The sequence below is a fragment of the Actinomadura luzonensis genome (assembly GCF_022664455.2).
Taxonomy (GTDB): domain Bacteria; phylum Actinomycetota; class Actinomycetes; order Streptosporangiales; family Streptosporangiaceae; genus Nonomuraea; species Nonomuraea luzonensis.
The window spans coordinates 163,141-175,934 of record NZ_JAKRKC020000001.1 but is presented as its reverse complement, the minus strand read 5'-3'; the positions used below and the strand labels follow the sequence as shown (position 1 = coordinate 175,934).

At 75.6% G+C, this 12,794-nt stretch carries 12 protein-coding genes; 7 read left to right on the top strand and 5 right to left on the bottom strand.

What is annotated here, in order from left to right:
* Window positions 1-20 precede the first annotated feature (20 nt).
* From MF672_RS00815 to MF672_RS00805, 3 genes are all read right to left on the bottom strand, one after another.
* Window positions 21-1,736 (bottom strand): SpoIIE family protein phosphatase, encoded by a 1,716-nt coding sequence (locus MF672_RS00815; RefSeq protein WP_242371550.1) that lies wholly within the window; start codon window positions 1,734-1,736, stop codon window positions 21-23.
* Window positions 1,737-1,855: 119 nt separating this feature from the next.
* Complete coding sequence (secD, locus tag MF672_RS00810) at window positions 1,856-4,090, bottom strand: protein translocase subunit SecD (RefSeq protein ID WP_242371552.1); 2,235 nt, start codon at window positions 4,088-4,090, stop codon at window positions 1,856-1,858.
* Between the two features lie 34 nt (window positions 4,091-4,124).
* The gene (locus tag MF672_RS00805; protein WP_242371554.1) at window positions 4,125-4,472 is read right to left on the bottom strand and encodes a hypothetical protein; all 348 of its coding nucleotides are present in this window, start codon (window positions 4,470-4,472) and stop codon (window positions 4,125-4,127) included.
* 29 nt (window positions 4,473-4,501) lie between these two features.
* On the opposite strand from MF672_RS00805, the gene MF672_RS00800 reads away from it, so the two are divergent.
* Both MF672_RS00800 and MF672_RS51990 read left to right on the top strand, forming a co-directional pair.
* Window positions 4,502-4,789 (top strand): hypothetical protein, encoded by a 288-nt coding sequence (locus tag MF672_RS00800; RefSeq protein WP_247815119.1) that lies wholly within the window; start codon window positions 4,502-4,504, stop codon window positions 4,787-4,789.
* Between the two features lie 61 nt (window positions 4,790-4,850).
* A complete protein-coding gene (locus MF672_RS51990; RefSeq protein WP_407654691.1) occupies window positions 4,851-5,162 on the top strand; it encodes a TraR/DksA C4-type zinc finger protein in 312 nt (103 codons plus the stop codon).
* 16 nt (window positions 5,163-5,178) lie between these two features.
* Here MF672_RS51990 and MF672_RS00795 read toward each other — a convergent pair whose 3' ends face one another.
* Complete coding sequence (locus tag MF672_RS00795) at window positions 5,179-5,958, bottom strand: hypothetical protein (protein WP_242371558.1); 780 nt, start codon at window positions 5,956-5,958, stop codon at window positions 5,179-5,181.
* A gap of 168 nt (window positions 5,959-6,126) precedes the next feature.
* On the opposite strand from MF672_RS00795, the gene MF672_RS00790 reads away from it, so the two are divergent.
* Entirely contained in the window at window positions 6,127-8,367 is a 2,241-nt protein-coding gene (locus MF672_RS00790; RefSeq protein ID WP_407654754.1) for a bifunctional SulP family inorganic anion transporter/carbonic anhydrase, read from the top strand.
* A gap of 90 nt (window positions 8,368-8,457) precedes the next feature.
* Window positions 8,458-8,874, top strand: a complete 417-nt coding sequence (locus tag MF672_RS00785; protein WP_242371560.1) for a hypothetical protein — start codon at window positions 8,458-8,460, stop codon at window positions 8,872-8,874.
* Between the two features lie 81 nt (window positions 8,875-8,955).
* Here MF672_RS00785 and MF672_RS00780 read toward each other — a convergent pair whose 3' ends face one another.
* Entirely contained in the window at window positions 8,956-9,864 is a 909-nt protein-coding gene (locus MF672_RS00780) for an alpha/beta fold hydrolase (protein WP_242371561.1), read from the bottom strand.
* A gap of 298 nt (window positions 9,865-10,162) precedes the next feature.
* On the opposite strand from MF672_RS00780, the gene MF672_RS00775 reads away from it, so the two are divergent.
* From MF672_RS00775 to MF672_RS00765, 3 genes are read left to right on the top strand one after another with little or no spacing between them, the layout of a single operon-like run.
* Window positions 10,163-10,984 carry a CPBP family intramembrane glutamic endopeptidase gene (locus tag MF672_RS00775; RefSeq protein WP_242371562.1) on the top strand — a complete coding sequence of 274 codons (822 nt, stop codon included), beginning with the start codon at window positions 10,163-10,165 and terminating at the stop codon, window positions 10,982-10,984.
* The gene (locus MF672_RS00770; RefSeq protein WP_242371563.1) at window positions 10,981-12,138 is read left to right on the top strand and encodes a sensor histidine kinase; all 1,158 of its coding nucleotides are present in this window, start codon (window positions 10,981-10,983) and stop codon (window positions 12,136-12,138) included. The genes MF672_RS00775 and MF672_RS00770 overlap by 4 nt, the downstream gene beginning before the upstream one ends.
* Complete coding sequence (locus tag MF672_RS00765; protein WP_242371564.1) at window positions 12,135-12,794, top strand: response regulator; 660 nt, start codon at window positions 12,135-12,137, stop codon at window positions 12,792-12,794. Before MF672_RS00770 ends, MF672_RS00765 begins: the two co-directional genes overlap by 4 nt.

The window sequence follows — 12,794 nt, the reverse complement described above, 5'->3', positions numbered from 1 at the left end:
TCCCGGCGGCGGGCGGGCGGTCAGGGGGCGGCGGTGGGGACGCGTAGGGCGAGCATGGCGACGTCGTCGTCGTTCTCGGCCGGCCGCACCCGGTCGAGGATGACGTCGCACAGGTGGTCGAGGGGCCGGCGCGCGAGCGAGGCGGCGTGCCGGCGCAGCCGGGCGAGCCCCGTGTCGAGGATGTGGGTGCGGGACTCGACGAGCCCGTCGGTGTAGAAGAGCACGGCGGAGCGGGGCGGCAGCTCCACGGTGGCGTCGGTGCGCGTGGGCCGGATCCCGGTGCCGAGCACCGGCCCGTGCCCGGACTCCAGGAAGCGGGTCCGCCCGTCGTGCTCGATCAGCAGCGGCGGGGGATGGCCGGCGTTGGCCCAGGTCAGCAGCCAGCGGTCGTCGTCGGTGTGCTGGAGGTGGGCGAGGACGACGGTGGCCATGGTGGCCTGCGCCATGCGGCCCACTGCCTGGTCGAGCCGGTCCAGGATCACGGCGGGTGACTCCTGCTGGATGGCGGCGTACGCCCGCAGCATGTTGCACACCTGGGCCATGCCGGCCGCGGCGTCGAGGTCGTGGCCGACGACGTCGCCGATCACCAGGGCGGTGCCGCCGTCCGGCAGGGTGAAGGCGTCGTACCAGTCGCCGCCGACCTGCGACGCGCGCGGCGCGGGCACGTACCGGGCGCTCAGCTCCAGGCCGGGCACGGCCGGCAGTTGCGGCAGCAGGTGGCGTTGCATGGTCTCGGCCACCCGGCGCTGCCGCTCGTACAGGCGGGCGTTGTCCAGCGCCAGGCCGGCGCGGCGGGCGATGTCCTCGACCAGGAGCAGGTCGTCGGAGGTGAAGGGCCAGGGCTGGCCGGCGCGGCCGAGGGTCAGCGCGCCGAGCACCTCGCGCACCCCTCGGATCGGCGCGATGCAGGCCGAGTGCATGCCGGTGGCCTGGAACAGCTCCCGCTGCGCGACCGCGATGCCGGAGTCGGGGTCCCCGCGGTAGGTGTCGGGGCCGGTCAGGGTCGCGGTGACGCCGCGCAGCGCCCGCGACAGCGGCATCGGGGACTCCTCGGGCAACGGGGGCATGGGGCCTTCGAGGTCCTCCCGGTGGACCAGGGCGCCGTCGTCGTAGTGCACCACGACGGCGCGCGACACGCCGCGGTCCTCGGTGAGCAGGTCCACCACGACCCAGTCGGCGAGGAGCGGCGCGGTGAGCCGGACCAGCTGGTGCAGCGTCTCCTCCACCTCCAGACTGGCCGTGAGGGTGGTGGTGGTCTCCGCGAGCAGGGCCAGCCGGTCGAGCTCCGACATCGAGGCCGACGCGCTCACCCGCTCCGGCTGGGCGGGGACGGCCGCGGCCGACTCGTAGAAGATCACCAGAGCGCCGGTGCGTCCCGCTCCGAGGTGGCAGGGGGTGACCAGCCAGGAGACGGGCAGCAGGGTGCCGTCACCGCGCTCGAACCACTCCAGCTCGCCCTGCCCGGTGCCGCCGGTGATGAGCGGCTGCCGCATCGCGCACCGGCTGCGCGGCAGGGTGGCGCCGTGCCTGCCGCGGTGCAGCAGGTCGTGGGCGTCGCGGCCGAGCAGCTCCGCGGCGGTACGCCGGAGCAGCAGCTCGGCCTGCGCGCTGACCTCGACGATCCGGCCGGCGTCGTCCACCGCGTACGTGCCCGCTTCGCTGAGGTCGAACGCCCGGGACACGCGCTGCTTCCGCGCCGCCGGGAGCGTCCGCCCGTCGCCCTCGGGGAGGCTCACGAGGGCCCTCCTTCCTGCCAGTGATCCCGGTGACTGCCCATCATGCATCACCCGCGGCCCTGCTCCGCGCCAGGACGGCCGTGGCGCGGAGCAGAGCCGGCCGGGTCGGCGGCGGCCGGTCACACCACCGCGCCCGAGCCCTCCCGCCGGCCGCGGCGGGGCGCGGGCGGCTGCGGCGGAGGCCGCTTGCTGAGGCGTTCGAGCTCGATCGCGAGCGGCCCGGCCACGAACGACGAGGACGCCGTGCCGATCACGATGCCGGCGATGAGCGCGAGGGCGAAGTCGCGCAGGGTGTCGCCGCCCAGCACGGCCAGCGCGGTGAGGATGAACAGCGCGCCGAGCCCGGTGTTGACGGTGCGCGGGACGGTCTGCAGGATCGCCGCGTTGACGACGCCCGCGAAGCGCGCCCGCGGCCGGGCCTGCCACAGCTCGCGGACGCGGTCGAGGACCACCACCTTGTCGTTGATCGAGTAGCCGATGATCGTCAGCATGGCCGCGAGGAACACCCCGTCGACCGGCTTGCCGAGCCAGGCGAACAGGCCGAGCACGGCGGCCGTGTCCACGACGAGGGCCAGCACCGCGGCCGCGCCGAACGTCCACCGGAACCTGACGGCCAGGTAGCCGAGCTGCGCCGCGAGCGCCACGGCGAGGGCGACGAGCGCGTTGCGGCGCAGCTCGTCGCCGAGGCGGGGGCCGATGAGCTCGTCGCGCTGCTTGGTGACGTCGCCGAGCCGGGCGTCGAGCGCGCGTTCGATGGCGGTCACGTCGTCGGCGCTGATCGGCCCGGTCCGTACGGACACCGCGGCGCCGGAGACCTGCACGCCGGCGGCCGGGTGCCCGGCCTCGGCCACCGCCTGCCGCGCCGCCTCGACGCCGACCGGCCGCGCCGCGGCGAACTCCACCATCCGGCCGCCGGTGAACTCGACGCCGACGTTCAGCCCGCGCAGCACGAGCCCGGCCACGGCCGCGGCGACCAGGACGGCGGCGGCGGCGAGCCAGCGCCGGCCGGCGGCCATCAGGTCCGGGGCGCGCCGGGCGATCCAGGCCCGGACCCGGCCCTGCGCGGCGAGCCCCGACAGCCGCGAGCCGGTCCGGCTCAGGACCGCGTGCGCCAGGACGCGGGTGATGAGCATGGCCGACACCATCGAGGCGAGGACGCCGATGGCCAGCGTCACGCCGAACCCCCGCACCGGCCCCGAGGCCAGCCAGAACAGCAGCCCCGCGGCCAGGAGGGTGGTGACGTTGGAGTCGGCGACGGCGCTCCAGGCGCCCGCGAAGCCCCGGTCGAGTGCGGCGCGCAGGCCGCGGCGCGGCGCGCGGGCGTACTCCTCGCGGGCCCGTTCGAAGACCAGCACGTTGGCGTCCACCGCCATGCCGATCGCCAGGACGAACCCGGCCAGGCCCGGCAGGGTCAGCGTCGCCCCGAGGGCGACCAGGGCCGCGTAGGAGATGAGCCCGTACGCCGCCAGCGCGACGGTGGCCGTCAGCCCCGACAGCCGGTAGGTGACGGCGATGAACAACGCCGTGAGCAGGACGCCGGCGACCCCCGCCTGGGCGCTGGCGGCGATCGCCTGCGCGCCGAGGGTGGGCCCGACGGTGCGCTGCTCGACCAGGGTGAGCGGGACGGGCAGGGAGCCGCCCTTGATCAGCACGGCCAGGTCCCGCGCCTCCTGGTGGGTGAAGGAGCCGGTGATCCTCGTGGAGCCGCCCGGCATGCCGGCGCGGCAGGGCACGTCCTCGTTCACCTGTGGTGAGGAGATGACCGTGTCGTCGAGGACGATGGCGACCCGTCGCCGGGGGTCGCCGGGGCTGTGGCAGGCGGCCTCGCCGGTCAGGCGCTCCCAGGCGTCGGCGTGGCGGAAGCCGACGTCGACGTGCCAGCCCGGCCCCTGCTGCGGGTCGTGGCCCTCGGCGGCGTCGTTCACCCCGTCTCCGGCGATCGCGGGCGGGCCCAGCCGCAGGGGCTGCCCGGACTCGTCGGACAGCGTCCGCCCGGGGCCGGTCGGCGCCAGCACGGGGTGGAAGGTGAGCTGGGCGGTCCTGCCGATGACGGCGGCGGCCTGGCGCGGGTCGAGCACGCCGGGCAGCTCGGCGATGATGCGCCGCTCACCGGAGCGGAGCAGGGTGGGTTCGGCCACGCCGAGCGCGTCGGCGCGGCGGCGGAGCACGTCGAGGGCGCGGTCGGTGGCCTCGGCGTCCGCCGTGACGGTGAAGGAGTCGCGGGCCTCGAAGACGAGCTGGGTGCCGCCGCGCAGGTCGAGGCCGAGCCGTGGCGACTGAGTGACGGAAAGTAGCAGGGCGGTGGCGGCGACGACGAACGCCGCCACCGCGCGCCAGAAGGGCGCGCGGGACATGAGAGCCTCCACGGGCTGTCGAAGGGAAGGGACGTCAGCGCGTCGTGGAGGGCGGCGCCCGCGCCGGGGCCCGGCGCGCGGCCGGTCGCGGCTTCGGGTGCGGATAACCGGCCGCGACGGTGCGCGGCCGGGCGTACGGGTCCGGTCCCGCGCCGGACGGCAGCACCGCCGGCCACATGGGCGCGGCCGGCGCTCCGGCGGCGGCCTGCGCGCAGGGCAGCGCCGCGTCCTGGCCGGCGTGCACGGCGGGAGCGTCCCACCGTTCGGCTGCGCCTGAGGCGGCGATCGAGGCGAGGGCGGACGGCTCCGCCCCGCCGGGCAGGGGGCCCAGCAGGAACGCCGACAGCAGCAGGACCAGGACGGCGGGCAGTCTGCTGCGCACGTCTCCTCCTGTCGGCCGCGGCGAGGGTATTGCCGGCCACCGTACCCCGCCGCCGGTGTGGGCGCATCCGTCCGCTGTCGGGGCTTCTCGCCGGGCTGGGCTATGGTCGGCTCGACCTCTCCAGCCTGCCGCCGCAGGCGGGCAACGTGCGCGAGCACCACGTGCTGTCGTGGTGGCCGCCGCCGCGCGGCGCACGTCAGGACGAGCTGAACCACCTCGCGATGCTGCCGTCGCCCGGCCCGGCCGCGGACCTGCTGCGCGACCCGCAGCAGCTCGCCCACCGCGCCGTGGGCTCGCGCGGCCCGCCGCTCGCCTGACCTGCGCCTTCTCCGCCCGCACCGCGCCGCGGCCCTCCGCCCGGCCGGGGGTGCGCGGCCCTTGACGGCATGCCCAGGCCCAGGGCGTTCCCCGGGCCCGACGCCGCCTGCCCGTGCCCGGGCGGGCCTGCCGCGTCGCCCGCCACAGCTTCCGAAAGGAACCCGGCGGCGACGGCACCCGGCAGGAGCTGATCGCCTCGGTCGCCGCCGCCGAGCGCGCGGTCGCCGAGCTGTCCCAGGCCTTCGACCGGCTGGTGGCCGGCACCTACGGCCGCTGCGTCCGCTGCGCGGCGGCATCCCGTACGAACGGCTCAAGATCCGGCCGCTGGCGCGCACCTGCATCGACTGCCAGCGGCGGCAGGAGGCCGCCTGACGCCTCGGCAGGGCGGTCAGCAGCCCACCCGCCGGCTGCTCAGCGCGATGTCGTCCAGCCACACGTCGTAGCCGGCGGGGGCCGGGTTCGCCTGGTAGAGCTGCCAGCCCACCTTGACCGTGTCGAAGCGGGGGAAGACGAAGTCCACCGGGTTGCCGCCGTGCTCCCTGGTGGACACGGTCAGCTCCGGCTTGGCCACCCCGTCGAACCACAGCGACACGCGGTTGTCGGCGGCGTCCAGGTGCCATTCCACGCAGGTCCAGGCCCCGGCGACGGAGGGCGCGGTGGTCCGCCAGTTCGTCCAGTCGCCGGTGGGGCCGCCGTCCGCGCCGACGCCCCAGTACGCGGCCCCGCCGTAAGGCGGCGGCGCGTACTGGCCGCCGAGCGGGCGGACGATCTCGGGCCCGTCGCCGGTCGCCTCGACCAGCGTGTAGTGCGCCCAGTCCGGGGCGGTCGGGAACGCGGCGGCGCGGAGCCGGACGCGCCCGTAGAAGCTGTTGCCCGGCGCGGCGAAGTCGTCCACCTTGAGGAACGCGCGGCCGTTGCCCTCGGTGTGCACCCGCAGCACCTTCTGCCCCTGCCGCCCGGCGCGCTCGACGGTGAGCGTGCCGTGCTCGGTGTCGATCCCCCAGCGCAGGCTGGCGGCGCCGCCCACGGGCAGGGCCTGGAAGTCCTCGCAGAACAGCAGGTCCGCCTTCGCGCACGTGCGCGCGTCCGGCTGGGCGGAGGCGGCGGGGGCCGCCAGCGGCACCATCAGGAGGGACGACACAACGGCGCGGGCCAGCCAGGTACGCACGACGACTCCCTTTCACGCGGATGCGGGTGAGCGGGAGTAAGGTACGCCATCCGCCGCCCCGCGAGCGGCCGCGCGGCCACGGCCGCCGGCATCGCCGCTGGTGGAGGGGCCGCGGCCGGGGAAACTTTCATCCGGCGGAGGCCCTATCCACGGTGCCGGGTGAGCGCTATGGTGTGCCGCGTGACGCTGATTACTCTCCGTAACAGTTTGGCCACTCTTCGCTTCGACCTGGCCGCCTCCCTGGTGGTCGTGTTGGTCGCGGTGCCCCTCTCCCTGGGCGTCGCCATGGCCTCCGGCGCGCCGCTGGCCGCCGGGCTGATCGCCGCGGCGGTGGGCGGGATCGTCGCGGGCCGGCTGGGCGGCTCGCCCGTGCAGGTGAGCGGGCCGACGGCGAGCCTGACCGTGGTGGTCGCCGGGCTGGTGCAGACGTACGGGTGGCGCGCCACCTGCCTGATCACCGTCCTGGCCGGGGTCGTCCAGGTGCTGCTCGGCGCCCTCAGGACGGCGCGGGCCGCGCTCGCCGTCTCGCCCGCGGTCGTCCACGGCATGCTCGCCGGGGTCGGCGTCATCATCGCGCTGTCGCAGCTCCACGTGGTGCTGGGCGGCAGCCCGCAGTACTCGGCCCTGGCGAACCTGATCCAGTTGCCCGGCCAGATGCTCGACATGCACGGGCACAAGGTCATGGTCGGCGTGCTCGCCATCACCGTCCTGCTGGTCTGGGGCCGGCTGCCCAAGCCCGTGCAGGCGCTCCCGGCCCCGCTGGCGGCGCTGCTCGTGGCCGCCGGCACGGCGTGGCTGTTCCGCTGGGACGTCACCAGGATCGACCTGTCCGGCGCGGTCACCGCCTGGGCCCCGCCCGAGCTGCCCCACGGCGACTGGCACCAGCTCGCCGTGGCGGTGCTGCTGGTGGCGTTGCTGGCCGGCGCCGAGTCGCTGCTGTGCTGCGTCGCCACCGACGGCATGCACACCGGCCCCCGCGCCGACCTCGACCGCGAGCTGTCCGCGCAGGGCGTCGCCAACATGACGAGCGGCCTCCTCGGCGGCCTGCCGGTGGCCGGGGTGATCGTCCGCAGCACCACCAACATCCGGGCCGGCGCGCGCACCCGCTGGTCGGCGGTCCTGCACGGCGTCTGGGTCCTGCTGTTCGCGCTCTGCCTCGGCTGGACGATCAAGCTGATCCCGATCGAGGCGCTGGCGGCGCTGCTGGTCTTCATCGGCGTCCGGACGATCAGCCTCGGCCACCTCAAGAAGGTCCACGGCCACCACGAGGTGCCCGTCTACGTGCTCACCATGGCCGGCGTGGTGCTGGTGGGGCTGGCCGAAGGCGTCCTCGGCGGGATCGCCCTGGCCGCCCTCCTGGCCCTGCGCCGGCTGACCCGGGTCACCGTCACCAAGGACGCCGAGCCCGGCGGCGGCGTGCGCGCGACCGTCTCCGGCTCGCTCACCTTCCTCAGCGTGCCCCGGCTGACCCAGGAGCTGCGCGCGATCCCCGCCGGGACCGCCGTGCTCCTCGACCTCAACATCGACTTCATGGACAACGCCGCCTTCGAGGCCGTGCACTCCTGGCGGCTGGACCACGAACGCCTCGGCGGCACGGTCACCATCGACGAGCTGCACGACGAGTGGTACGCGATGGCCGCCAGCGGCCGGCGCGTCTCCCGGGCCAAGACCCCGCCGCGGCTCACCGGACGCTGGCGCCTGCCGAGGCCCCCGCGCCGCCCCGGCGAGAGCGCCGGCGGCGAGGCGCACCCGCTCGCGCCGGGCGCCGAGGAGTCCCACCGGTCCACGGCGCCGCTCGGCCGCCCCCACGCCGCCGCCGAGCCGGCCCGCAACCAGCCGGCCCACCTGTTCATCACCTGCGCCGACTCCAGGGTGGCGCCCGACCTCATCGCCGGCGGCGGCCCCGGGGAGCTGTTCGTGGTCCGCAACGTCGGCAACCTCGTGCCCCGCGCCGAGCCCGGGGCTCCCGCGGACTTCGCCGACGCCTTCGCCGACGACTTCGCCGACGACTCCGTCGCCGCCGCCGTCGAGTACGCCACCCGCGTCCTGAAGGTCCACACCATCACGGTCTGCGGGCACTCCGGCTGCGGCGCCATGGCCGCGCTGCTCAGCGGCCCCGCCGCCACGGCCCAGCTGCCCCGGCTGCACCGCTGGCTCCGGCACGGCGAGAGCGGCCTCGGCGGGCTGGGCGACGGCGGGCCCGAGGCCATGCTCGACGAGCTCGGCCGGCGCAACGTGCGGCGGCAACTGGACAACCTCATGACCTGCCCGGGGGTCGCCGAGCAGGTCGGCGACGGGCGGCTCAAGCTGGTCGGGCTCTACTACGACGTCGCCTCCGCCCAGGCCCACGTGGTGCCCCCGCCGCTCCCCGACGCCCCGGGGACGGACGCCGAGCCGAGCCCGCGGTGAGCGAACATTACAGCGCTCTCATGTTCATCTCACGGCGGCCTAACCGTTCCGGCGCACAGTGAGGCTCGGACGGCACCTGAGGAGGCAGCGTTGGGAGTGGTGTTGCGATGGCGGCCACCGGTCGGGGGCCTGGTCGCCCTGGCCTTCGTGGTGAGCACGACTTTCTCGCCCAGCGCCGGCGCACCGGCCCGGCAGCTGCCGGTGGCGTACGCGCGGGCTGCGGCCGCCCCTGACGACCGCGGCGGCGACGCCTTCTTCCTGCGCGCCGGCGACGACGACACCTGCTGGGTGCAGGACGGCCTCTCGGGCCGCCTGGAAGACTGCGCCACGGCCGAGCCGCCCGGCAGCCAGGTCGGCGGGCCGGCCGGCAGCGGCTTCGACGGCCGGTCGGGCCTGTTCGCGATGGCGGGCGTGGTGGGGGCGTTCGCCTTCTGCGGCGCCGCCTACTGGCTGACGACCAAGCTGGAGGGCCGCGAGGACGCCCTCCCACCGGAGACGCTGACGTAACGCGCGGGCGCGTCCGGCCGAGCGCCTCGGCCTCGGCTTCGGTCTCAGCCTTGGCCTGGAGAGGGGGCCGGGGCGGGGCCGTCAGGCGCCGGTGGCCTGGGCGGAGACGCGTTCGACGGCCGCGACCGCGACCTCGGGCTGGTCGGTGTAGATGTAGTGGCCGCTGTCCTTGGCCGTGCTCAGCTTGCTGCGGCTGGACAGCGCGAGCCACGCGCGCTGCCCGGCGGCCCACGCCTTCTCCAGGCGCGGCCCGTACGTCGGGACGGCCGCGAGGTACGGCTTGCCGTGCTGGATCACCTCCACCGGGATCCGCCCGGCGGAGCGCACCTCGCCGTCGGCTATGACGAGCCGTTCCGGGTTCTGGCCCTGGAAGACCGCGAGGTTCTGCGCGCGCAGGTCGGCCGCCGGGCCCTTGGCGGACGCGGGGATCGCCTTCGCGATGTCGGCCGACATGGTGGGCGGGGTGGCGTCCATCAGGACCAGGCCCTTGACCCGGTCCTGGTGGTCGGGGGCGTACCGGGCGGCGATGAGCCCGCCGAGCGAGTGGCCGGCCAGCACGACGGGGGCGTCACCGGCGACCCGGTCCAGCACCCCGGTCAGGGTCTTGCCGACGCCGGCGAGGTCCTGCGGGCCCGGCGGCTGGTCGCTGGCGCCCGAGCCGAGCCGGTCGTAGGAGCAGACCCGGTTCTTCCCGCTGAGCGTCCTCTGCAGCGCGGCCAGCTTGTCGAGCCCGTCGCCCGCCCCGTGCAGCAGCACGACGACCGGCCGGCCCTGCTCCGGCTCGCCGGAGCACGAGACGTTCACCGACCGGCCCCCGACCTGGATCTTCTCGGTGCCCTGGAGCGGGGCGGCGGCGGTCGTGGTGCGTGTGGCGGGGGCGAGCGGGTCCCAGTGCTCCAGGTCGTCGCCGCCGCCGCAGCCGGCGAGCGCCGCGCCGAGCGCGGTGCAGCACAGCGCGGCCGCGAGGGATGTCCTGGTCTTGCGGAGCATGAGGTCCTCCAGTGGTGGGGGAAGCGGACGGAGGGTCCGTGGCCGGGTCGTAACGCTACGGATCACGACAGGTCTGGATCGTCACCACAGGGTGGACATTCGCCGGTAGCTCGCGCGGGGGACAAGCGCCGCGGACGAGGATGCCCCGGCCCGCTGTCCCCCGAGCGAGCTACCCCCGAATGTCCACCGCACGGGGACGATTACCGGCCGCCGGATCTCTAGCGTTTCCGGCTGTAGCGGCGTCCGCCGCGAGACCGGCGCCGGTGCCGGGACTCAGCCCCCAGGTGAGGGAGTCGTCATGCGGTTGTTGAAGCAGCTCGTGCCCGTCGGAGCGGTCGCCTTCGCCGGCAGCGCGCTGGTGGGCGCGGTCCAGGGGAGCTGGTTCCTCACCTTGCTCCTCGGCGTCGCGACGGCCGCGCTCGCCCTCCTCGTGTACGCCCGCGTGGTGCGCTGGTCCGAGCGCCGCGAACCGGCGGAGGTGGCGTCGCGCGGCGCCGGCCGCGCCGTCGCGCGGGGGGTGCTGATCGGCGCCGCCCTGTTCGCGGCCGTGATCGTGAACCTCGCCTTCGTGGGCGGCTACCGCGTCGACGGCTGGGGCTCGCCGGCGGGCGCGGCCGGGTTGCTCGGCTTCATGGCCGCCGCCGCGGTGACGGAGGAGCTGCTGTTCCGCGGCATCCTGTTCAGGATCGTCGAGGAGCGCGTGGGCACGTGGCCGGCGCTGACGCTGACCGGCCTGCTGTTCGGCCTGTCGCACCTGTTCAACCCGCACGCCGACCTGTGGGGCGCGATCGCGATCGCGATCGAGGCGGGCGGCATGCTCGCCGCCGCCTATGCCGCCACCCGTACCCTGTGGGTGCCCATCGGGGTGCACTTCGGCTGGAACTTCGCGGCGGCCGGCGTCTTCGGCGCCGAGGTCTCGGGCAACGGCGTGCCGCAGGGGCTGCTGCACGGCGTGACGTCGGGCCCCGGCCTGCTGACGGGCGGCGCGTTCGGGCCGGAGGCGAGCCCGTACGCGGTGGTGTTCGGGCTGCTGCTGATGGCCGCGTTCCTGTGGCTGGCCCGCCGGCGCGGCACCATGGTCCCGCTGCGCCGCCGCGCGACCGCTACGCTCGCCCCGTGATCGATCTCCGGCGCGCCACGGACCTGTGGCGGCGGTGCGACGTCGTGGTCAGGGACTTACCGTTCGCGCTGCTGATGGCCCTCGCGTCCTTCCTGCCGGCGCTCCACGGCAAGGGGACGCAGGTCGGCGACCTGCCGATCCGCCCCTTCGACGACCTGACGTACGTGGTGATCGCCCTGGAGTGCCTGCCGCTCGCGGTGCGCCGGCGGTGGCCGGCCGTGTGCGTGGCGCTGGTGTCGCTCGGTTTCGTCCTGGACCAGCTCCGCGCGTACCACGCGTTCGGGGGCAACGCGATGGCCGTCGCGCTCATCAGCACGGGCGCCCACCTGGAGCGTTGGCGCCGGGTCACGGCGGTCCTGCTGTCCCTGGCGTACGTGCCGCTGGCGATCGCGCTCGCCCGGCTCGACGCGACCGAGAGGGTGGAGGGCTATGTGGTGTTCTACCTGGCGCTGGCCCTCGCGTGGGGCATCGGGACGTGGCTGCGCTCCACCCGCGCGGCCGAGGCCGAGCGCCGCCGCCACGTCGCCGCGGCCACCCGCGCCGCCGAGCGCACCAGGATCGCCCGCGAGCTGCACGACGTCGTGACGCACCACGTGACGGCGATGGTGGTGCAGGCCGAGGCGGCCCGCTACCTGACCGCCGTCCCCGACCGGCTCGACGCGACGCTGAGCGCCGTCACCGACACCGGCCGGCGGGCCATCGGCGACCTGCGGCACATGCTCGACCTGCTCAAGGCCGAGCACGACACCGACGTCGCCCTGCCCGCCTCGGGCGAGCTGCGCACGCTGGTGGAGCAGACCCGCCAGGCGGGGCAGCCGGTGGAGCTGGAGGAGGAGGGCAGCCCGGCGGAGTCGGCGGGCAGCGCCGAGCTGGTGACCTATCGCGTCGTGCAGGAGGCCCTGACGAACGCGCTCAAGTACGCCTACGGCAGCCGTACCGTGGTGCGGGTGCGCTACGGGGACAAGGAGATCAGCGTAACGGTGAGCACCGACGGTTCCGGCTCGCGGGCGGCCGGCTCTCCCGGCGGCAGCGGGCGCGGCCTGGCCGGGCTGCGCGAGCGGGTGGACGCCCTGGGCGGCGAGTTCAGCGCCGGGCGGCAGGCGGGCGGCGGTTTCCTGGTGCGGGCCCGCGTCCCCGCGGGGAGCCCGTCGTGACGGCGCCGGTCCGGGTGCTGGTCTGCGACGACCAGGCGCTGATCCGCACCGGGTTCGCCACGATCATCGACGCGCAGCCCGACCTGGAGGTGGTGGGCGAGTGCGGTGACGGGCGGGCCGCGGTGGAGCTCGCCCGCAGACTGCGCCCCGACATCGTGGTGATGGACGTGCGGATGCCGGTGCTCGACGGCATCGAGGCGACCCGCCTGCTGGCCGGCGCCGGGGTGGAGCAGCCGGTCAAGGTGCTCGTGGTGACGACGTTCAACCTGGACGAGTACGTCTACGAGGCGCTGCGCGCCGGCGCGAGCGGGTTCCTGCTCAAGGACGCCCCGCCGGCGCAGCTCCTGCACGGCATCCGTACCGTCGCGGCGGGCGCGGCGCTGCTGGCGCCCGAGGTGACGCGGCAGCTCGTCGGCAGGTACGCCTCCCGCATCCGCCCCGCCGAGGGCACGCCGGACGACCCGGCGCTGACCCCGCGCGAGCTGGAGGTGCTGCGCCTGATCGCCGACGGACTGTCCAACAGCGAGATCGCGGCCACCCTGGTGATCAGCCAGGAGACCGTGAAGACGTACGTGTCGCGCATCCTGACCAAGCTCGGCCTGCGCGACCGCGTGCAGGCCGTCGTGTACGCCTACCGCAGGGGCCTGGTGACCTGA